This window comes from Cupriavidus sp. OTU4054 (assembly GCF_038440175.1).
Classification (GTDB): domain Bacteria; phylum Pseudomonadota; class Gammaproteobacteria; order Burkholderiales; family Burkholderiaceae; genus Cupriavidus; species Cupriavidus pauculus_D.
This window is the reverse complement of sequence record NZ_JASATF010000019.1, coordinates 85,442-106,506: the sequence shown is the minus strand read 5'-3', so window position 1 is coordinate 106,506 and position 21,065 is coordinate 85,442. Positions and strand designations below refer to the sequence as shown.

Genomic DNA, 21,065 nt, shown 5'->3' with positions numbered 1-21,065 from the left:
TCCGCGACTCGCCGCCGCCGACACGCCACGCTGACAGCCCCGCGGTCCTGCCAGCTTCCTCGGCGCCCCGGCACATCGCCCGCTCCGGCCGGCAGCCCGGAACCGAATCCGCATGATCTTTCAACAAGCTCTGCGACGCGAGCTCGCGTACACCGCCGGTGCGGTGTTCCTGGTCATGCTGACCTTCATGCTCACGTCGCTCGTCATCCGCATCCTGGGGCTCGCCGCCAACGGCAAGGCCAGCCCCAACGACGTGCTGATGCTGATCGGACTGGCGACCATCGGTTACCTGTCGATCCTGCTATCCGCCTCGCTGTTCATCTCGACGCTGATCGTTCTGACGCGCTGGTACAAGGACTCGGAGATGGTGGTGTGGTTCTCCGCCGGCATCTCGCTGCGGGACTTCGTGAAACCCGTGTTGCAGTTCGCCACGCCGTTCATCGTCATGTCCCTGCTGCTGGGGATGTTCGCGTGGCCCTGGGCCAACGAGCAGAGCGCGCTGTTTCGCGACCGCTTCCAGCAGCGCGGCGTGCTGTCGATGATCGCGTCGGGCCGTTTCATCGAGCCCGCCAACGGCAACTACGTGCTGTTCATCGAAGGCATCGACGGCCAGATGAAGAACGCGCAGAACGTGTTCGTCGCCAACGCCGAAGCCAACAAGATCGGCGTGGCGCTGTCCCATCAGGGCCACTTCGAGACGATGCCCAACGGCGACCGCCTCGTCGTGATGGAAAACGGCCGCCGCTACGCGGGCACGCCGGGCCAGCTCGACTATCGCATCCTCGAATTCGAGCGCTACGCAGTCAAGGTCGATACCAAACCGCCTGAAACCGAAGCCGACCTGCCGGCCAAGAGCCGCCCGACCCTCGATCTGCTGCGCAACCCGACGCGCGAGAACATGGGCGAGCTGCTCTGGCGCATCTCGCTGCCGATCCTGGCCTTCAATTTCGTGATGATCGCGATTCCGCTCGCGTACGTGAACCCGCGCCTCGGCCGGTACACGCCGCTGGTATTCGCGGTACTGATCTACCTGACCTACAGCAACGTGATCAACCTCGCCCAGGCCTGGGTGCGTTCGGGCTCGCTGCATTTCTGGACCGCGCTCGTACCGGTTCACCTCATCGTGTTCTTCGGCGCGGTGATGATGTTCCGTTACCGTCAGAACCGCAGCCTCGGCGGCTGGCGCGCCGTGTTTGGCCTTGGCCGCCGCAAGGCGAACGGGGGCCGCGCATGAAGGTCCTCTACGTCTACGAGCGGTATTTCGCGCGGCTGATCTACGGCGTCTTCTCGTTCATCCTGTTCGCGGTGCTCGCGCTGTTCGTGTTCTTCGACATGCTCAACGAGCTCGAGAGCGTGCAGGGCGGTTACACGTCGCTGATCGCGTTCTTCCACGTGATGCTGGAGGCGCCGACCCGCGTCTACGAGGTGCTGCCGATCGCGGTACTGATCAGCGCGATCTACGTGTTCTCGCAACTGGCCAGCCAGTCCGAGTACACGATCTTCCGCGTGGCGGGCCTCAACACGCGGCAGGCGCTGTTCTCGCTGTTCAAGCTCGCGGTGCCGCTTGCGATCACGACATTCATCTTTGGCGAGTTCATCGGCCCCGCGGCCGAGCAGTACGCGCAGAAGATCAAGCTCCAGGCGATTGGCGCGACGGTGTCGTCGGGCTTCCGCTCGGGCGTCTGGGTCAAGGACCGCGACAAGGACAACACGCCCGGCGCCGCCGGCGGCGAGGTCACGCGCTTCGTCAACGTGCAGGGCCTCAAGGCGGACCAGAGCATCAACGGCATCACGATCTACGAGTTCGACAGCAACTACCGGCTGCGCGTGATTCGCGTGGCGCAGGAAGGCCGCTACCAGGGTGGCCAGTCCTGGCAGCTGAACCAGGTCAACGAGACCCGCTTCATCGAGCTGCCGCACGAAGCGGGCGTTCGCCGCGACGCGCTGGCGCCGGACTTCCGCGCCGAGCAGGCCAGGTTCCCGAACATGGTCATGCATTCGGAGCTCACGCCGCAGATCCTGTCGGTGCTGCTCGTGACGCCGGAGCGGATGTCCACGGTGGACCTGTTCCGCTATATCCGCCACCTGCGCGACAACAAGCAGGACACGCAGCGGTACGAGATCGCGTTCTGGAAAAAGGTGGTCTACCCGCTCACGCTGTTCGTGATGGTCGCGCTGGCGCTGCCGTTCGCGTACCTGCATGCGCGGGCCGGCGCGGTGGGCGTCAAGGTGTTCGGCGGCATCATGCTGGGCCTGTCGTTCCACCTGTCCAACACGCTGTTCTCCCACGTCGGCCTGCTGCACACGTGGCCGCCCATCATCTCGGCGCTGGTCCCGGGGACGCTCTACCTGCTGGTGGGCCTCACGGCGCTGCGCTGGGTGGATCGGCACTAGCCCATGGCCGGCACGCCCTTCCCCGCCTCGCAGGCGCTGATCCTGTTCGCCCACGGCGCGCGCGATGCGCGCTGGCGCGAGCCGTTCGATCGGCTGCATGGCAAGCTCACGGCACTACTGCCCGGCTGCGACGTGCGGCTCGCATTTCTGGAATTGATGACGCCGGCATTGCCCGAGGTGCTTGCCGAAGTCGCCGCGGACGGCCGTGCGCACGTCACGATCGTTCCGGTGTTCTTCGGGCAAGGGGGGCACTTGCGGCGCGACTTTCCGGCCCTCGTGGAACAGTGCCGCCAGCAGTATCCGGATATGCGGATCGATACGGCAACGGCTGTGGGCGAATCGGACAGCGTACTGGATGCCATTGCCGCGTATTGCGCGGCGTCGATCCGGGCCTGATCAGGCCGCGCGGATGGCGTCCGGCCGACCGTCGGCGGGTACCGCTTCCGTCTCGCGCTGTCCCAGCGCTTCCCCGATCATCAGCAGGCTCGGCTGCACCGGATCCATCCATGCCGCGGCCTCGCCGGCGGCCATCTCGCGCAGCGTGAACTGGTGGCTGCGCTGGCGCGGCGTGGTGGCGGCTTCCACGACCCAGGCGGGGGTGGTAGCGGGCTTGCCGCGCGCGATCAGCTGAGCGGCGATACGGGCCGCCTGATCGCGTCCCATGTAGTAGACGATGGTGTCCGCCTTGACGTCGGCATCGACGTCGACCTCGTCGGCGGCCTTGGCCTGTGTGGCAAACGCCACGCTGCGCGACACGCCGCGCTTGGTCAGCGGGCGCGCGATCGCGCTGGCGGCCGCGAGGGCCGCCGTGATGCCGGGCACCACTTCATACTCGATGCCCGCGGCTTCCAGCGCCTGAAGCTCCTCGTCGGCGCGCCCGAACAGCATCGGATCGCCACCCTTGAGGCGCACCACGCGCGCGTACTTGCCCGCCAGATCGACGATCTGGCGGTTGATGAACAGCTGCGCGGTGGAACGCTGGCCGCAACGCTTCCCCACTTCGATCAGCTCGGCCTGGGGACACCAGGCGAGCATCTCGGGCGACACCAGCGCATCGTGCAGCACGACCTCGGCCTCGCCCAGCAGGCGTGCGCCGCGCACCGTAATGAGGTCCGCCGCGCCGGGGCCCGCACCAATCAGGTACACCTTGCCCGGCGCGTGCCGTTTTGCCTTGTCTTGTGGGGAATTCATGTTCAGTGCCTGCGTGGCGTTACCGGTCAAGCGTAAGCACGGATCATACCCGCTGCCACCGTGTGGTTGGTGGCTTCGTCGATCAGCACGAACGCGCCCGTCGCCGGGTTGTCGCCATACGCATCGCACACGATCGGCTTCTGCAGCGAGATCTGCACCGCGCCAATGTCGTTGAGACGGATATCGTGGCGGCCGGTTTCATGCGACAGGGTATGAACGTCGAGCACGCGATCCACAGCCGACACGCGCGCGAACACGCTGGCCGTGGTGTGCTTGAGCACGTACTTGCGCGCCGGGTTCAGCGACTCGTCGTCGAACCAGCAGAGGTCCGCCTGCAGCTTCTTGGCCGCCACGGCAGCGGTCTCGGCGGCGACGAACATATCACCCCGCGATACATCCACATCCTCGGACAGGCGCACGGTGACGGTGTCGCCCGCATGCGCGGCATCCGCGCTGCCGTTCGGCGTCAGCACCTCGGCGACCACGGCCTCGCGGTTCGCGGGCAGCACGCGGAGCTTCTGGCCCACGCGCACGGTACCCGCTTCCACGCGACCCGCGTAGCCGCGGAAGTCGTCCGATTGCGCGCCATCCTGGCGGATGACGAGCTGCACCGGGAAGCGCAGCGCCGCGTCGCCCGCGGGCGCGAAGTCCTGCACCGGCAGCGCTTCGAGCAGGGGCAGCAGCGGCTCGCCCTGATACCACGGCATGGCATCGCTCGCATGCACGATGTTGTCGCCACGCAGCGCGGACACGGGCACGTACTGCACGTCCTTCAGCCCCAGCTGTTCGGCCAGCTCGGTGTAGGCGGTGCGGATCTCGTTGAAGCGCTGTTCGCTGTAGTCGACGAGGTCCATCTTGTTGACCGCGACGATCACGTGCTGCAGTTCCAGCAGCTTGAGGATCGCCGAATGGCGCTTGGTCTGCGCGAGCAGCTCGGCGCGGCCGTTCGTGACCGTGACGCGCGTCGCATCGACGAGCACGATTGCGGCGTGCGCCGTGGAAGCGCCCGTGACCATGTTGCGCGTGTACTGCTCGTGACCCGGCGTGTCCGCGATGATGAACTTGCGGCGCGCGGTGGAGAAGTAGCGATATGCCACGTCGATGGTAATGCCCTGCTCGCGCTCGGCCTCGAGGCCGTCCGTCAGCAGCGAGAAGTCGATCTGCTCGCCCGCGGTGCGCTTGTTCTTGGCGTTTGCCAGCGCGGTCAGCTGGTCGGACAGCACGGCCTTGCTGTCGTACAGCAGGCGGCCGATCAGCGTGCTCTTGCCGTCGTCGACGGAGCCTGCGGTGATAAAGCGCAGCAGGCCTTGGTGATTCGATTGGGTGCTCATGAGTAATCCTGTTCCGTGGCGTCGGGGGTCGCGATCAGAAGTAGCCTTCCTTCTTGCGGCGTTCCATCGAGGCTTCGCTAGTCTGGTCGTCCATGCGGGTCGCGCCACGCTCGGTGATCTCCGTCACCGCGGTTTCCGCGATGATCTCCACCGGCGAAGCCGCCGTGCTCGCCACCGGGCACGTGCAGCTGATATCGCCCACGGTACGGAAGCGGACCGACAGCACTTCGCTCTCGTCGCCATCCTGCTTCGGCGTGATGGGCGTCACGGGCACGAGCAGGCCATTCTTGCGCACGACCTCGCGCTGGTGCGCGTAGTAGATCGGCGGCAGCGCCAGGTTCTCGCGCGCGATGTACTGCCACACGTCGAGCTCGGTCCAGTTCGAGATCGGGAACACGCGCATCTGCTCGCCCTGCGCCATGCGCGCGTTGTAGAGGCTCCACAGTTCCGGGCGCTGCGCCTTGGGATCCCACTGGCCGAATTCGTCGCGGAACGAGAAGATGCGCTCCTTCGCGCGGGCCTTCTCTTCGTCGCGGCGCGCGCCGCCCATCAGCGCGTCGTACTTGTGCGCCTCGATGGTTTCCAGCAGCGTCACGGCCTGCGCGGCATTGCGCGAGTCGGTTTCCTTGCGCAGGCGCACGGTGCCGCGCTTGATCGAGTCCTCGACATGGCCCACCACGAGGCGCGCGCCGATCTCGGCCACGCGCTGGTCGCGGAACGCGATCACTTCCGGATAGTTGTGGCCCGTGTCGATATGCACGAGCGGGAACGGCAGTTCGGTCTTGCGATCGCCGAGCCGGAACGCCTTGAGCGCCAGGTGCAGCATCACGATCGAATCCTTGCCGCCCGAGAACAGCAGCGCGGGATTGCGGCACTCGGCCACCACCTCGCGGATGATGTAGATCGACTCGGCTTCCAGCCGGTCGAGGTGGTCGTTCTGTACCTGCAGCAGGTGCTCGACGTTGCTGGCAACGTTGGCGGTAACTTCTGCTTCGGCGATTTCGTTCATGATGCCCATGTCGTGTGGCCTCGTTTTAATGCTTGATGTTCTGTTCGTGCAACCCGCATTCCTTGGAGTCCTTCGACTCCCACCACCAGCGCCCGGCGCGTACATCCTCGCCGGCCTTGGTCGCGCGCGTACACGGCTCGCAGCCGATGCTCGGGTAACCCTTGGCATGCAGCGCGTTGACGGGCACGTTGTGGCGCGTCAGGTAGGCCCAGACTTCGGCCTCGCTCCAGTCCGCCAGCGGGTTGAACTTCGGAATGCCGCGCGCATCGTCCATCTCTTCGAACGGCAGCTCCAGGCGCGTGACGGCCTGCTCGCGGCGCTGGCCCGTCATCCACGCATCGGCGTGGGACAGCGCGCGGTTGAGCGGCTCGACCTTGCGAATGCCGCAGCAGGACTTGCGCAGGTCCACGCTCTCGTAGAACGCGTTCTCGCCGTGGCGCTTCACGTAGTTCTCGACCGCTTCCGCATCGGGCGTGAACTGCTCGATCACGTAGCCGTAGTGCGCATGCACCTTGTCCAGCACCGCCAGCGTTTCGGCATGCAGGCGGCCCGTGTTCAGCGTGAACACGCGGATACCCGCGCGCACGCCTTCGTTGCCGCGCAGGATCGCGTCCGTCAGCACCATGTCCTCGGCGGCCAGGCTCGTGGCGAAGCGCGCGCGGAAAAAGCGCGACGCAATGCCCGCCAGCCGTTCGGCCAGCGCCTGTTCCTTGGCCTCGAGGGCCTCGATCGAGCCCGTGTACAGGGGCATCGTCCACAGCGCTGGGGGACGCAGGGACGACACCTCCGCGGAGGCATCGACAACGGGAATGTCTGACAGGACGACGCTCATGCCGCCCCGCCTTGATGCGCAGCCCCGTGCGCCGTTACCTCCGCGCGGGCGCGGCGGAACAGCGGCAGGGGCTCATCCACCGACGCCTGGTAGGCCACGGTGAATTCGGTGAAGCCCTTGATCGCGTCCTCGATGTTCTTGTCCGCGCGCACCGCGAACGCATCGAAGCCGCAACGCTTCATGAAGTTGAGCTGGTCGCGCAGCACGTCGCCGATGGCGCGCAGCTGGCCCGCCCAGTGATAGCGCGTGCGCAGCAGATAGGCCGTCGAGAAGCCGCGGCCATCACGGAACACCGGGAAGTCCACCGCCACCACCGAAACCTGCTTGAACAGGACCTCGGCATCGGCCGGCTCGTCTTCCGGGGCCAGCCACACGCCGGTGATGGCCGGGTCACGGCCAGCCAGCAGCGCTTCGCTGGCTTTCCATACCGACAGCGGGAACAGCACGGCGTCCTTACCCTGTGCGGCGGCGGCGATACGCGCCTCGTCGAGCGGTTCCGCTTCGGTCGCGCGCAGCACGGTCCAGTTGTCGTCGACGATGACCGGACGCACTTCCGTGGCGCTGCGTTGCAGTTGAATGATCTTTGCCATGTTCGTTTTCTCCGGTCTTCAGGCTTCGGCGCGCTCGCGCTGCTTGTCGGCGTACACGCGTTCCTTGAACGGCGTGATACCGATGCGCGACAGCGTCTGGATGAACGGCTCGTCCTCGACGCGGTTGGCGACGAACGTGTCGATGATGCGGCTGACCACATCGGGCATTTCCTCGGCGCTGAACGACGGGCCGATGACCTTGCCGAGCGCCGCGTTGTTGCCTTGCGCGCCGCCGAGCGTCACCTGGTACCACTCGGAACCGTCCTTGTCCACGCCGAGCACGCCGATATTGCCGACGTGGTGATGGCCGCAGGCGTTGATGCAGCCGGAGATGTTCAGCGAGAGTTCGCCGAGGTCGTAGACGTAGTCGAGGTCCTCGAAGCGCTCCTGGATCGCGGCCGCGATCGGCAGCGACTTGGCGTTGGCCAGCGAGCAGAAGTCGCCGCCCGGGCACGCGATGATGTCGGTCAGCAGGCCGATGTTCGCGGTGGCCAGGCCGGCCTTCTTCGCGAGCTGCCACAGGTCGAACAGGTCGCGCTTCTTCACGTCCGGCAGGATCAGGTTCTGCTCGTGCGCCACGCGCAGTTCGCCGTAGCCGAAGCGGTCGGCCAGATCGGCCACCGCATCCATCTGCACGTCGGTGGCGTCGCCCGGGGGCGATGCGGGACCGGGCTTCGTCGACAGCGTGACGGCCGCATAGCCCGTCACCTTGTGGCCATGCACGTTACGGCTGACCCAGCGCGCGAACGCCTTGTCCTCGAGCAAATGCTTTTCGTAGGACGCATCGGTATCGGGCAGCTTCTCGTAGGCCGGGGGCGCGAAGTACTGCGCCACGCGGTCGAATTCTTCCTGCGTGATCGTGCCGGGACCGTCCTTGCTGAACTGCCATTCTTCCTCGACTTCCTTGGCGAACTTCTCCGCGCCGATGGCCTTCACGAGGATCTTGATACGCGCCTTGTACTTGTTGTCGCGGCGGCCATAGCGGTTGTACACGCGAATGGCCGACTCGACGTACGACAGCAGGTGCTGCCACGGCAGGTCTTCCTTGATCACGGTGCCGAGGATCGGCGTGCGGCCCAGGCCGCCACCGGCCCAGATACGCAGGCGCGTCTCGCCTTCCGCGTTGCGGTAGGCCTCGATGCCGATATCGTGCATCTGGATCACGGCGCGATCGGTCGCCGAGGCGTTGATCGCGATCTTGAACTTGCGCGGCAGGAACGCGAATTCGGGCTGGAACGTGCTCCACTGGCGCAGCAGTTCGGCCAGCACGCGCGGATCGACGTACTCGTCCGGCGCCACGCCGGCGAAGTGGTCGGTCGTGATGTTGCGGACGCAGTTGCCCGAGGTCTGGATGCCGTGCATCTCGACGCTGGCGAGGTCGGCCAGCACGTCGGGCACGCGCTCGAGGTCCATCCAGTTGTACTGGATGTTCTGGCGCGTCGAGAAATGGCCGTAGCCGCGGTCGTACGTGCGCGCGATATGCGCGAGCATGCGCAGCTGCTTCGACGACAGCAGGCCATACGGAATCGCCACGCGCAGCATGTACGCATGGCGCTGCATGTACAGGCCGTTCTGCAGCCGCAGCGGCAGGAATTCTTCCTCGGTCAGTTCGCCGGAGAGACGGCGCTGTACCTGGTCACGAAACTGGGCAACGCGTTCGTTGACGATGCGTTGGTCATACTGGTCGTACTGATACATGGTGTGGGTCCGTTCAGTATTCGTCGTTTAATCGGGGGCGCTCAGGAGACGAGCTTGATCGCGACGAGCGTCAAGGTCGTTGCCAGGGCCGCGCGCACGAGCCGCTCGGGCAGTGCCCGCGACAGTTGCGCGCCAAGCCAGATGCCGGGGATCGAGCCCACCAGCAGCGCGAGGAGCAGGTTCCAGTGCACGGTACCGAGCCACACATGGCCAAGGCCGGCCAGCGCGGTCAGCGGCACCGCGTACGCGATGTCGGTGCCGGCCACTTCGGCCGGCTTCATATGGGGGTACAGCAGCAGGATCAGCGTCGCGCCGACCGCGCCCGCGCCGATCGACGACACGGTCACGAGCACGCCGATCACGGCGCCGACGATGACCGTCGCAATCGTCTGCGCGCGGCCTTCGAGCTGGAAACGGGGATGACGCGCGAGCCAGTCGAGCATCTGCTTGCGGAACAGCAGCGAGGCGACGGTCAGCAGCACCGACACGCCGATGGTCAGGCGGATCGCGTGCAGCCACTGGGCGTCGAGCTCGCCGGCACTCTTGAGGACAAGGATGGCCGCGACCGCGGCGGGCAGGCTGCCGATGCAGAGGCGGCGCACCACGTGCCACTGCACGTGGCCATGCGCGCGGTGCGCGATCGTGCCGAAGCCCTTGGTGATGGCGGCGAAGGCGAGGTCAGTGCCGACCGCCGTGGCGGGCGAGAAGCCGAACAGCAGCGTCAGCAGCGGCGTCATGAGCGAACCCCCACCCACGCCGGTCAAACCGACGAGGAGACCGACCAGCAGACCGGAAACGGTATAGGCGAGGGACATGCAAGCTCTCGGCGTGGCCCCTTGCCGGGATGCTCGGGCGCCTGCGGGGGGCGGCGCGCGAAGACACTGGGCCATTCATTAACAAAGTTCGCAAATCGTAATAAACTGGCCTCATATCTCAAACTAATAAGAAGTTGTTTGTTTATACGACCGAAGTTATATGAACCTGCACCAGTTCCGATTCGTCCGTGAAGCCGTCCGTCAGAATTTCAATCTGACCGAGGCGGCTAAAGCGCTTTATACGTCACAACCGGGCGTCTCGAAGGCTATTATCGAGCTGGAAGAGGAGCTGGGTGTCGATATCTTCACTCGCCACGGCAAGCGGATTCGCAGCCTGACCGAGCCGGGGCGGCGCATCCTGACCTCCGTGGAGAAGATTTTGCAGGAGGTGGAGAGCCTCAAACGTGTCGGCAAGGACTATGCGGCACAGGATCAGGGCAATTTCACCATCGCCACCACGCACACGCAGGCCCGTTATGCCCTCCCCCGCGTAGTCGGCGAGTTCACCAAGCGTTACCCGAAGGTCCGCCTGTCCATCCAGCAGGGCAACCCGGCCCAGATCGCCGACATGGTCCTGCACGACCAGGCCGACATCGCGATCGCGACGGAAGGGATCTCGCGCGACCGAGGCCTCGTATCCCTGCCCGGCTATCAATGGCAACATGTGGTGGTTACGCCACCCGACCATCCGCTGCTCGAGCGCAAGCACCTGACGATCGAGGATCTGATGGCCTTCCCGCTCATTACCTACGACCCGAACTTCGCGGGCCGGCCCAAGATCGACAAGGCGTTCGAGCTGCGACAGCTGCAGCCGGACATCGTGCTCGAGGCCGTCGATGCCGACGTGATCAAGACCTACGTCGAGATCGGCCTCGGGGTCGGCATCGTCGCGGGCGTCGCGTTCGACCCCGAGCGCGACCGCAACCTGCGTGGCATTCCGGCCGGCCACCTGTTCGGTACCAATGTGACCCATCTGGCCGTCAAGCAAGGCGCCTACCTGCGCAGCTTCGTCTACACCTTCATCGAACTGTTCTCGCCCACGCTGAACCGCAAGCTGGTCGAGCAGGCGATGTCCGGCGACCACGAAGCCTACGAGCTCTGATTGCCCCTGTTGACTTGAGTATGTCCACCCATTCATCCGAACCCATCATCCACTGGACCGAGGACGGTGCCGAGCGCCAGGCGCGCTGGCGCTCCGAGGCCGGTGTGCCCGCGCCCAGGCGCGTGGTCATCGCCGACGACACCACGTCGGCCGATACCGCCTATCGTCTCGCCTGCGAGGGCACCGCGCTGCTGTGGCGCGGGGACTTTCAGAACGCGCGCCAGCTGCTGCAGGCCATGGCCCGCCGCACGGACCGCAAGCCCAGGCGCGCGCCCAAGGGCGCCAAGGCTCCCGCGAGCGTGACCGAGGCCTTCCATCTGCATCGGCTCGCGCAGTCGCAGCGCGCGCGCACGCTGGGCATGCTGCTGATTCCGTTCGATGCGGACCACGTGGTGCCGCTGCGCCGCGCGCCCGATGTGCACGAGGCCTGCGTGCAGGTCCATGGCGAGACCGATGCCCCGTACGTGGCCTCCCTGCGCGAACTGCTCGGCATGATCGGCGCCTACGAATGGCGTCGCAAGGGCGTGGAAGTGCCGGCGCTCGAGGACCGCATCCATCCGTGGTACGGCGTGTTCTCGCCGGTGCGCGGCGAATATCTCGATCTCGTGGCCGCCGAGCCGCTGCCCGCCGGGCTGGCGAAGCAGTCGCTCGCGTTCGATATCGGTACGGGTACCGGCGTGATCGCCGCCGTGCTCGCGCGCCGCGGCGTGCGGCGCGTGGTGGCCACCGACCAGGATCCGCGCGCGCTGGGCTGCGCGCGCGCAAACCTTTCGCAGCTGGGTTACGCGGACCGCGTCGAAGTCACCGAAGCCGATCTGTTCCCGGCCGGCCGCGCGCCGCTCGTGGTCTGCAATCCGCCATGGGTGCCCGCCCGGCCGAGCTCGCCGATCGAGCACGCCGTGTTCGATCCGGAAAGCCGCATGCTGCGCGGTTTCCTCGCGGGACTGGCCGCGCATCTGGAGCCGGGCGGCGAAGGCTGGCTGCTGCTCTCGGACTTTGCCGAGCATCTGGGCCTGCGCACGCGAGAGGAACTGCAGGGCTGGATCGATGCGGCGGGGCTCGTCGTGGCCGGCCGCTCGGATATTCGCCCGCGCCACCCGAAGGCCGCCGACGCCGACGATCCGCTGCACGCCGCGCGCGTGGCCGAAGTGACGTCGCTCTGGAAACTGCGCGCCAAAGCCTAGAACGTGGAGACCGTTTTATGACTACCGTTGCATTCATTGGCCTCGGCGTGATGGGCGCGCCGATGGTCGGCCATCTGATCGCGGCCGGCCATACCGTGCGCGCCTCCGTGCGCCGGCCGGAAGCCGCCGAGGCGGCGCGCGCGCTCGGCGCCGAACCGTTCTTCTCTCACGCCGAAGCGGCACGCGGCGCCGAGGTCGTCTTTACCAACGTGACATCGTCCGAGGACGTGCGCGAGGTATTGCTCGGCAAGAACGGCGTGGTGGACGGCGCCGCGCCGGGCACGATCTGCATCGACCACAGCACGATCTCCCCGATCGTCACGCGCGAGATCGCGGCGGCGCTTGCCGCGCGCGGCATCGAGGCGCTCGACTGCCCGGTGTCGGGCGGCGTGATCGGCGCGCAGGCGGCCACGCTGACGATCATGGTCGGTGGCAGCGAAGCCGTACTCGAGCGCGTGCGCCCGTTGCTGGCCGTCATCGGCAAGCATATCAACTACATCGGCGATCATGGCGCGGGCCAGGTGGCCAAGCTGTGCAACCAGATCGCGCAGGTCGTCAATATCGAAGGCATTGCGGAAGCGATGCGCTTTGCGGGCGCGCAGGGTGTCGACACGCAGCGCGTGTTCAACGCGATGGCGAGCGGCTTCGCGGGCAGCCGCATGCTCGATCTGCTCGGACCGAAGATGGTCTCGCGCGATTTCGCGCCGGGCATGGAAGCGCGCCTGCACTACAAGGATTTCGGTCTCGCCAACGGTATCGCCGAAGAACTCGGGCTGCCGCTGCCCGCGATGCGCGCCACCGCGGCGCAACTCGACAAGCTTATCGACAACGGCTGGGGCAAGGACGATACGTCTTCGCTGCTGCGCGTGCTCGAACAGCAGAACGGAAAGTAATCAGACCGCGCCCACCATCGCGAGGGTCGCGCGCAGCAACGGCGTGCCCTCGCGCGCAAGGTCGTCCAGCGCGTTGAAATGGTGCCGGCCCGGCAGCGGAATGTCCTCGCGCACATTGTCGGGCCAGGCCGCCCGGATCAGCGCCTTCTGGCGATGGAACTCGCTCGACTCGAGCTCCCCCACGGCCGTGATGAACGGCGCATCGGTCGCGGGTTTCAGGTAGGCCGGCGAGAGCCGCTCGACGTCAGCCGCGCTGAGCTTCAGATCCGTCTGCAGGAATTCGGCGCGCCGCAGCGGCTCGAGGTCGTACAGCCCGCTGATCGACATCCCACCCTTGACCAGATCGGCCGGCAGGTCCGCGCCGAACTGCGGCCAGAGCGCCGCCATCAGCATCGCCACGAGATGCCCGCCCACCGAATGGCCCGCCAGATAGATGCGGTCGCGGTCGTGCCCCAGCGCAGCGGCCTCGCGGTAGAGCCACGCCACGCTCTGCAGGACCTGCCGCACGATCGTCTCGACGCTGACCGCCGGGCATAACGAATAGTTGATCACCGCGACCGACACGCCCTTGCGCGGCAGCTGCGTCGCGACAAAGCTGTGGTCGCTCTTGTCGAGCGAGCGGAAGTACCCGCCGTGCATAAACACCAGCAGCGGCGGCCGCGCGAAATCGACGCTGGTCACCGCGGGAAAGTAATCGAGCGTCTCCGCGTCGGCGTACGGGGAATCGGGGTCGCCATAGCCGAGCCCCTCGCGAAACGTGACACGCGCGCGCACGAGCGCGGAGTCCGCTGCCCATCGAGCCATATGCACGGGATGATCGGGCACGAGCGCGCGGTTGTTGTACGCGTGCGCATAGAAGGCAGGATCCTGCGAGGGCAGTTCGGCGAGACTGGCCAGGGTGGGATGGGCAGACATGGCGGTTCCGTTCGTCATGAGATCACGATGGTGGCGCTGTGATCCTACACGATCTGATAACGTACCCGCTCGAACCCTTCCCATGGATACCGCCATGGTCGTCAAACGCCGGCTCCGCGCCAACGCGCACGATCAACTCGGCCCACCCGCGATCCCGGTGGCGGCCAACGCGCGCTGCCCGCTATGCGGCCGTCCGCTGCTCGAAGACGCCAGCACCGATCTGCACCACCCGATCCCGAAAAGCCAGGGCGGCCGCGAGGTCGTGCCCATGCACCGTATCTGCCACCAGAAGATCCACTCGGTCTTTACGGAACCCGAACTCGCGGCCACCTATCACGACTGGCCCACGCTGCGCGCCCACCCGGTCATCGCCGCCTTCATCCGCTGGATCGCGCGCAAGCCGCCGGGCTTCTACGACCGCAACCGCACCACCAACGCCCGCCGCGGCCGCTGACCGCCAATCCCGTTGTTCCGCCCCCCGATTTCCGGCATAATCCCCGATTCATCGCGGGCACTGCATTGGCAGCGGCCCCACCCAAGGCCCGGGTGGTGAAACAGGTAGACGCAGGGGACTCAAAATCCCCCGCCGCAAGGCGTGTCGGTTCGAGTCCGACCCCGGGCACCAATTCGAAAGCCGTCCCAGCGCAAGCCGGGACGGCTTTTTAACGTCTGGCGCGCGCGTTCGCTTTCGGTACCGGTGCTGGCGGCGCTGGTGCTGGCGCCGGCCGGGACGGCATCGCACGAATGAAGTCGATGAACGCCCGCAGTGGCGCGGGCACCAGTTGTCGGCCGGCGTAGTAGAGGAACGGCCCGGAAAACGACGTCCACCACGGCTCCAGGATCGGTTCGAGCGCACCGGTAGCAAAGTGCGGGCGCAGCCAATCCTCGAACAGATGGATGACGCCGGTGCCCGCGATCGCCACATCCACGGCCAGATCGACGCCACCCCCGACATGCACGAGCAGCGGGCCGTCAGGATTGATGGTCACCGTCTTGCCATGGCGACCGAACTCCCAGGGATAGATCGCGCCGCTGCTGAAACGGCCCCGGATACACGCGTGGTCCAGCAGCTCCTTCGGATGCTTCGGGCGGCCACGGCTATCCAGATACGCGGGTGCGGCCGCGGTCGCCAGGCGCTGCACGCGCGGACCGATCGGGATGGCGATCATGTCCTGCTCCAGTCGCTCCTCGTAGCGAATGCCCGCATCGCAGCCGGCCGCAATCACATCGACGAAGCTTTCCTCGGTGATGACTTCGACGCGGACGTCCGGATAGGCCGCGAGAAAACCCGGAAGAATCGACGGCAAGACCAGCCTCGCGGCGCTGACCGGCACATTGAGCCGCAGCGTGCCCATCGGCCGGTTGCGGAACTGGTTCACGACGTCGATCGCGGCCTCGACCTCGTCGAGCGCCGGCGTCAACCGCTCCAGCAGCCGGCTCCCCGCTTCTGTCGGCACCACGCTTCGCGTATTGCGGTTGAGCAGGCGCACGCCGAGTTGCGCCTCGAGCCGGCGCACGGCCTCGCTCAGGCTCGAAGCGCTGCCCCCCGCGAGCCGCGCGCCGTCTCGAAAGCCTTTTGCACGCGCCACCGCGACAAACGCATTCAGATCGTTCAAGTCATGTTTCATTGTTCGGGTTTCCGCACAGCCCGTCCGGTTTATGGGTCATTGTCGCACAGGGTCATGGCACCTACATTCTCGATATCCATCGGGAGAATCCACATGACGAACATCGACAACATCACGAAGGGCGGCGCATACGCTCTCGGCAATCGCCGCGTCAACCGCCTTGGCTACGGCGCCATGCAGCTGGCCGGGCCGGGCGTCTTTGGCCCGCCCAGGGACGGCAATGCCGCGCTCGCCGTGCTGCGGGAAGCCATCGCACTAGGCGTCAACCACATCGACACCAGCGACTTCTATGGGCCCCACATCACGAACCAGATCATCCGCCAGGCCCTGCATCCGTATCGCGCAGATCTGACCATCGTGACCAAGGTCGGCGCGAAGCGCGGCGCCGACGCGTCCTGGCTTCCGGCGATGTCGAAAGAAGATCTGTCGCAGGCCGTCCATGACAACCTGCGCAACCTTGGCGTGGACGTTCTCGACGTCGTCAACCTGCGCAGCATGTTCAGCGTGCACGGCCCGACGGAAGGTTCGCTCGAAGAACCCCTGACTGTGCTGGCCGAACTGCAGCAGCGCGGGCTGATCCGCCATATCGGCCTGAGCAACGTCACGCCCACGCAGATCGGCGAAGGGCAGCGTATCTGTCAGATTGTCTGTGTGCAGAATCAGTACAACCTTGCGCATCGCGCCGACGATGCGCTGATCGATGCCCTGGCGCGCGAGGGCATCGCCTACGTGCCCTTCTTCCCACTGGGCGGCTTCTCGCCGTTGCAGTCGGCGACGCTGTCCGAGGTGGCCACGCGATTGCAGGCCACACCGATGCAGGTCGCGCTGGCGTGGCTGCTGCGACGATCGCCCAATATCCTGCTGATTCCGGGCACGTCTTCGGTCTTGCATTTGCGCGAAAACCTCGCATCCGCCGAACTGGTGCTGCCCGATGACGCCATCGCCGCGCTCGATGGCATGGCCGACCCCACCTAGCGCCATGCACGGGCACGTGGCGTGCCAGCCGTTTGTCAGACTTCGCCTACTTCCGTGCGTCTGGCTCACGGTCTATCCTGCGGGTTGCGGTCCGGCGCCATGGTGCGGCGGACCGTCCAACGACAACACAAACCTCAGGGAACGACCATGACTCGCATCTCCGCGACGGCGGCGGCCTTTGGCTGCGCGCTCCTGATGACCGGGTGTGCCGGCACCAACTACGATGGGCTCACGCAGGCCGGCGGCAGCCTGTTCTCCGCGGCGTCGCTGTCCGATGCCAACGTCAAGCAGCTCTCCGACCAGTCCTGCGCGGAGATGGACAAGAAGAACACCGTGGCGACCGCGGACAGCACCTATGCCAAGCGGCTGACCACCATCATGGCCGGCCTCAAGAACACCGGGCTGCCGCTCGATGCCAAGGTCTACATGACCAAGGACGTCAATGCATGGGCGATGGCCAACGGTTGCGTGCGCGTCTATAGCGGCCTCATGGACCTGATGACCGACGACGAGGTGCGCGGTGTGCTCGGCCACGAGATCGGACACGTGGCGCTGGGCCATACCAAGGCCGCGATGCAGGTCGCGTACTCCACCGCGGCCGCGCGGGGCCTGCTCGGGTCGCTGGGCAACACGACGCTCACGGCGCTGTCGTCGTCGCAGGTCGGCGAACTCGGCGAGACCTTTATCAATGCCCAGTTCTCGCAGCGGCAGGAAAGCGCCGCGGACGATTACTCCTACGATCTGCTTACCAAGAACGGGCAGAACCGCCAGGCACTCGTCACCGCGTTCCAGAAGCTGGCGAAGCTCGACGGCGGCAACTCGAGCCTGCTGAGTTCGCATCCGGGCTCCGCCGCGCGCGCCCAGCATATTCAGGACCGGCTCAACAGCGGCAAATAGGTGTCGGCGGCGAGCTTGTTGAAGCCGTTTAAATCACCTTCGAAACGTTTCAATTCCTGACGCGAAACGCCGCGCGGATAATCCTCCACACCCTTGCAGGCAGGGCTGTCATCGTGACTGCAAGGGCGACCTGGAGGCCGCAACCGCGTCATGGAACCTGCGCTCGCACTGCTTGCCGGAAATCCCGAGATCGCGCTCTTTCTGGCGCTGGCGATCGGCCATGCGGTAGGCGCCATCCGCTTCGGGCCGTTCCAGCTCGGCGGCATCTGCGGCACGCTCATCGCCGCGCTCGTCATCGGGCAGGCCGGCGTCCGGCTCGACGACGACGTACGCAACGTCGCGTTCGCACTCTTTATCTTCGCGCTCGGTTTCACGGGCGGCCCACAGTTCTTCGCCAACGTCGCGAAGGAATGGCGCATCGGCCTGCTGTCGCTCGTCGAAGTCTTCGTATTGCTCGCGCTGCTGGCCATCGCGGTACCGCTGCTGCGGCTGGACCCCGGCACCGCGGCGGGACTGCTGGCGGGCGCGGCCACCGAGTCCGCCGTCATCGGCACCGCCTCGGAAGCCATCGCGCACCTCGGCGTCGATGCCGAGCAGACCCGCGTCCTCCAGAGCCATATCGTCACCGCGTACAGCGTCACGTACCTGTTCGGGCTGATCGCCATCGTGCTGTTCACGAGCCAGCTCGCGCCGTGGCTGCTGCGCGAGAACCTGCGCGAATCGGCGCAGCGACTATGGCAGAAGCTTGGCGGACAGGATGACGGGCAGGACGGCCAGCTCGATGCCTTGCCGCGCATCGTCTCGCGCGTGCTGCGCGTGGGCCCGGCCGGCGAGGCGCTGACGGTCATCGACGCCGAACGCGGCGTCGCGATGGGCGTGACCATCCGCCGCATCCTCCGCGATGGCGAAACGACGAAACCCGCACCGGACGATGTCCTGCATGTCGGCGACATCGTGCTGGCGGTCGGCCGCCGCGATGCCATGGTCGCGTTCGTACCGCGCATCGGCACGGAGGCCGGCGGCCACGACGCGCTGGCCGCCGAGTTCGAGGACGTGATCCAGTGCGAGCAAAGCGTGCTGCTGACGCGCCGCGAAGTCGTCGGCCTCACGCTGTCGCGCCTGCGCGAGATGGCCGATGTCGGCGCGGGCCGCGGCGTCTACCTCGCGAACCTCTCGCGCATGCAGCATCGCGTGCCCCTGCTGCCCGAGACCGTGCTCCAGCGCGCCGACGTGCTCACGCTGTCCGGCCCGCGCGATGCCGTGCAGCACGCGCTGCCGGAGCTCGGCTACGCGATCGTGCCGACGATTCGCACGGACTTCGTGTTCCTCGGCATCGGCATCCTGCTCGGCATGTGGATCGGCTCGCTGCATGTCGATATCGGTCGCGCCAATCTCACGCTCGGCACAGGGGGCGGCTGCCTCGTCGCGGGCCTCGCATTCGGCTGGCTGCGCGCGCGCGTGCCGCTCATGGGCTCGCTGCCCGGCCCCGCCGCGGAGATTCTCAAGGACTTCGGCCTGGCCACCTTCATCGCCGCGGTGGGACTGAGCGCGGGTCCCGACGCGCTGCGCCTGATCGCGCAGTACGGCCTCGTGCTGCCGATCGCGGGCGTGCTGATCTCGGTGATTCCCGCGGCCATCTCGCTCTACATCGGCCGCCGCTGGCTGCGGCTCGACCTGCCGATCCTGCTCGGCGCCGTTGCCGGCCAGCATTGCAGCACCCCCACGATCATGGCGCTGACCAATGCCGCGGGTAACGGCACGCCCGTGATCGGCTACACGATCACGTACGCAATCTCCAACGTGCTGCTACCGCTTCTCGGCCCCATCGCCGTCACGATGGCCGCCGCCATGGCAGCCCGTTGAACACGATCCCGATTTGCATCGCATCACGGCAATACAAAGAGGAGGTCTTCATGGAATGGCTGCACAACATCTTCCAGAAATCACCGGAGTCCGCGCTGTTCCTGTCGCTGGCGGTCGGCTACGCCCTCGGCAAGATCACGTTCGGCAAGTTCCAGCTCGGCGGCGTGGCCGGATCGCTGCTCGCGGCAGTCGTCATCAGTCAGGTGGGCGTCGAGATCGATAACGGCGTGAAGGCCGTGATGTTCGCGGTGTTCATCTACGCCGTGGGCTATGAAAGCGGCCCGCAGTTCTTCAACTCGCTCAACCGCAGCTCGCTGCGCGAGATCGCGATGGCGGTCTTCATGGCGGTGGCCGGCCTCGTGACCGTCGTCGTGCTGGCCAAGCTGTTCCACCTCGACAAGGGCCTGGCGGCGGGGCTCGCGGCGGGCGGCATGACGCAGTCCGCGATCATCGGCACGGCCGGCGACGCCATCACCAAGCTCGGCCTGCCGCCGGACCAGGTCAAGACGCTGCAGGCCAACGTCGCCATTGGTTATGCGGTGACCTACGTATTCGGCTCGCTCGGCGCGATCATCGTCTGCGTGAACATCCTGCCGCGCTTCATGGGCTCCGACCTCAAGACGGACGCGAAGAAGGTGGAAGCGGCCATGCACGGCGGTCTGCCGCAGTACGGCCCGGGCCAGGCCGGTGCACTGCCCCGCCTCGTGGGCCGCCTGTTCCGCGTGACCGGCGCCGCGGGCAAGACCGTGTCGCAGATCGAGATGGGCGGCGACGACCTCGTCACCGTCGAGAAGATCCAGCGCGCGGGCAAGCCGCTCGAGGTCACGCAGGACACGCTGCTGCAGGCAGGCGACCTCGTGCTGATGGTGGGCCGGCGCGACGCGATGGTACCCACGGCGCTCGTGATCGGCGAGGAAGTCGCCGATGCGGAGGGCATGGGCACGGTCATGCAGACCCGGCGCGCGGTGTTCACGCTCAAGGGCATGAACGACAAGACGCTCGGCGAGATCGTCGCCAATGTCAGCCGAGAGATGCGCCACGGCGTGTACCTCGAACGCATCGAGCGCAACGAGCATCCGCTGCCGCTGCTGCCGGACGTGCATCTGCAGCACGGCGACATCATCACGTTCTACGGCACGCCCGCCGATACCAAGCGCGCGGCGCAACGCGCGGGCTACGAACTGCAGCCCAGCGAGAAGACGGACTTCGTCTACTTCGGCGCCGGCGTGCTCGTGGGCCTGCTCATCGGCCTGCTTGTCGTGCGCATCGGTTCCATCCCCCTCACGCTGGGTTCGGGCGGCGGCGCGCTGCTATCGGGCCTCGTGTTCGGCTGGGCGCGGTCGAAGCATCCGATGTATGGCGCCATGCCGACCGCCGCGTGCCAGCTGCTCAAGGACTTCGGGCTCGCCGCGTTCGTCGCGATCGTCGGTATCAACTCGGGCCTGCAGGCCGTGTCCACGCTCAAGGAGTCCGGGCTGACGATCTTCATTCTCGGCGCGGTCGTCACGCTGCTGCCCCTCTTCCTCACGATGCTGTTCGGCCGTTACGTCCTGCGCTACGACAACTCGGCACTGCTCGCGGGCGCGCTGTCCGGCTCGCGCAGCGCCAACCCCGCGTTCGGCGGGATTCTCGACAAGGCGGAAAGCCCGGTGCCGACCGTGCCGTTCGCCATCACGTATGCCATCGCCAACGTATTGCTGACCCTGCTCGGCCCATTGGTCGTGGGTCTCGTCTAGGTCTCGTCTAAA

At 66.6% G+C, this 21,065-nt stretch carries 20 protein-coding genes and 1 tRNA gene; 12 read left to right on the top strand and 9 right to left on the bottom strand.

The features are described 5' to 3' along the window. Window positions 1–112: 112 nt before the first annotated feature. From lptF to AAHB16_RS21535, 3 genes are read left to right on the top strand one after another with little or no spacing between them, the layout of a single operon-like run. A complete protein-coding gene (gene lptF, locus AAHB16_RS21545) occupies window positions 113–1,234 on the top strand; it encodes an LPS export ABC transporter permease LptF (RefSeq protein ID WP_342051921.1) in 1,122 nt (373 codons plus the stop codon). Then, a complete protein-coding gene (gene lptG, locus AAHB16_RS21540) occupies window positions 1,231–2,394 on the top strand; it encodes an LPS export ABC transporter permease LptG (protein WP_150370861.1) in 1,164 nt (387 codons plus the stop codon). The genes lptF and lptG overlap by 4 nt, the downstream gene beginning before the upstream one ends. A 3-nt stretch (window positions 2,395–2,397) precedes the next feature. After that, entirely contained in the window at window positions 2,398–2,790 is a 393-nt protein-coding gene (locus AAHB16_RS21535; RefSeq protein ID WP_342051920.1) for a sirohydrochlorin chelatase, read from the top strand. On the opposite strand, the gene cobA is transcribed toward AAHB16_RS21535, so the two are convergent. The 7 genes from cobA to AAHB16_RS21500 are packed head-to-tail and all read right to left on the bottom strand — an operon-like array spanning window position 2,791 to window position 9,860. Further along, on the bottom strand, window positions 2,791–3,585 hold the full coding sequence (gene cobA / locus AAHB16_RS21530) for a uroporphyrinogen-III C-methyltransferase (RefSeq protein ID WP_150370859.1): 795 nt from the start codon (window positions 3,583–3,585) through the stop codon (window positions 2,791–2,793). 26 nt (window positions 3,586–3,611) lie between these two features. Then, the gene (locus AAHB16_RS21525) at window positions 3,612–4,916 is read right to left on the bottom strand and encodes a sulfate adenylyltransferase subunit 1 (RefSeq protein WP_150370858.1); all 1,305 of its coding nucleotides are present in this window, start codon (window positions 4,914–4,916) and stop codon (window positions 3,612–3,614) included. 34 nt (window positions 4,917–4,950) lie between these two features. Then, window positions 4,951–5,934, bottom strand: coding sequence for a sulfate adenylyltransferase subunit CysD (gene cysD / locus AAHB16_RS21520; RefSeq protein WP_150370857.1), 984 nt, complete (start codon window positions 5,932–5,934; stop codon window positions 4,951–4,953). Between the two features lie 16 nt (window positions 5,935–5,950). After that, window positions 5,951–6,757 carry a phosphoadenylyl-sulfate reductase gene (locus AAHB16_RS21515; RefSeq protein ID WP_150370856.1) on the bottom strand — a complete coding sequence of 269 codons (807 nt, stop codon included), beginning with the start codon at window positions 6,755–6,757 and terminating at the stop codon, window positions 5,951–5,953. Further along, window positions 6,754–7,347 (bottom strand): DUF934 domain-containing protein, encoded by a 594-nt coding sequence (locus AAHB16_RS21510; protein ID WP_150370855.1) that lies wholly within the window; start codon window positions 7,345–7,347, stop codon window positions 6,754–6,756. The genes AAHB16_RS21515 and AAHB16_RS21510 overlap by 4 nt, the downstream gene beginning before the upstream one ends. 18 nt (window positions 7,348–7,365) lie before the next feature. Continuing rightward, window positions 7,366–9,045, bottom strand: a complete 1,680-nt coding sequence (locus tag AAHB16_RS21505; RefSeq protein WP_342051919.1) for a nitrite/sulfite reductase — start codon at window positions 9,043–9,045, stop codon at window positions 7,366–7,368. Window positions 9,046–9,086: 41 nt separating this feature from the next. Then, window positions 9,087–9,860 (bottom strand): sulfite exporter TauE/SafE family protein, encoded by a 774-nt coding sequence (locus AAHB16_RS21500; protein WP_150370853.1) that lies wholly within the window; start codon window positions 9,858–9,860, stop codon window positions 9,087–9,089. 160 nt (window positions 9,861–10,020) lie between these two features. Here AAHB16_RS21500 and AAHB16_RS21495 point away from each other — a divergent pair, with 160 nt between their 5' ends. From AAHB16_RS21495 to AAHB16_RS21485, 3 genes are read left to right on the top strand one after another with little or no spacing between them, the layout of a single operon-like run. Next, window positions 10,021–10,962, top strand: a complete 942-nt coding sequence (locus AAHB16_RS21495) for a CysB family HTH-type transcriptional regulator (RefSeq protein ID WP_150370852.1) — start codon at window positions 10,021–10,023, stop codon at window positions 10,960–10,962. Window positions 10,963–10,982: 20 nt separating this feature from the next. Continuing rightward, entirely contained in the window at window positions 10,983–12,146 is a 1,164-nt protein-coding gene (locus AAHB16_RS21490; protein WP_150370851.1) for a methyltransferase, read from the top strand. A gap of 17 nt (window positions 12,147–12,163) precedes the next feature. Then, complete coding sequence (locus AAHB16_RS21485) at window positions 12,164–13,039, top strand: NAD(P)-dependent oxidoreductase (RefSeq protein ID WP_150370850.1); 876 nt, start codon at window positions 12,164–12,166, stop codon at window positions 13,037–13,039. On the opposite strand, the gene AAHB16_RS21480 is transcribed toward AAHB16_RS21485, so the two are convergent. Further along, complete coding sequence (locus tag AAHB16_RS21480) at window positions 13,040–13,954, bottom strand: alpha/beta hydrolase (RefSeq protein WP_342051918.1); 915 nt, start codon at window positions 13,952–13,954, stop codon at window positions 13,040–13,042. Between the two features lie 94 nt (window positions 13,955–14,048). Here AAHB16_RS21480 and AAHB16_RS21475 point away from each other — a divergent pair, with 94 nt between their 5' ends. Then, on the top strand, window positions 14,049–14,408 hold the full coding sequence (locus tag AAHB16_RS21475; RefSeq protein ID WP_150370848.1) for an HNH endonuclease: 360 nt from the start codon (window positions 14,049–14,051) through the stop codon (window positions 14,406–14,408). An 86-nt stretch (window positions 14,409–14,494) separates the two neighbouring features. Continuing rightward, window positions 14,495–14,579: transfer RNA gene (locus AAHB16_RS21470), tRNA-Leu, on the top strand. Window positions 14,580–14,616: 37 nt separating this feature from the next. Here the strand turns inward: AAHB16_RS21470 and AAHB16_RS21465 are convergent. Further along, window positions 14,617–15,582 carry a LysR family transcriptional regulator gene (locus AAHB16_RS21465; protein WP_342051917.1) on the bottom strand — a complete coding sequence of 322 codons (966 nt, stop codon included), beginning with the start codon at window positions 15,580–15,582 and terminating at the stop codon, window positions 14,617–14,619. Between the two features lie 93 nt (window positions 15,583–15,675). Between AAHB16_RS21465 and AAHB16_RS21460 the strand changes: the two genes are divergently transcribed. From AAHB16_RS21460 to aspT (AAHB16_RS21445), 4 genes are all read left to right on the top strand, one after another. Further along, on the top strand, window positions 15,676–16,557 hold the full coding sequence (locus AAHB16_RS21460) for an aldo/keto reductase family oxidoreductase (RefSeq protein ID WP_342051916.1): 882 nt from the start codon (window positions 15,676–15,678) through the stop codon (window positions 16,555–16,557). A gap of 147 nt (window positions 16,558–16,704) precedes the next feature. Next, complete coding sequence (loiP, locus tag AAHB16_RS21455; protein ID WP_342051915.1) at window positions 16,705–17,454, top strand: metalloprotease LoiP; 750 nt, start codon at window positions 16,705–16,707, stop codon at window positions 17,452–17,454. 150 nt (window positions 17,455–17,604) lie between these two features. Beyond that, the gene (aspT, locus tag AAHB16_RS21450; protein ID WP_342051914.1) at window positions 17,605–19,317 is read left to right on the top strand and encodes an aspartate-alanine antiporter; all 1,713 of its coding nucleotides are present in this window, start codon (window positions 17,605–17,607) and stop codon (window positions 19,315–19,317) included. A gap of 50 nt (window positions 19,318–19,367) precedes the next feature. Continuing rightward, the gene (gene aspT, locus AAHB16_RS21445; RefSeq protein WP_150370843.1) at window positions 19,368–21,053 is read left to right on the top strand and encodes an aspartate-alanine antiporter; all 1,686 of its coding nucleotides are present in this window, start codon (window positions 19,368–19,370) and stop codon (window positions 21,051–21,053) included. Window positions 21,054–21,065 lie beyond the last annotated feature (12 nt).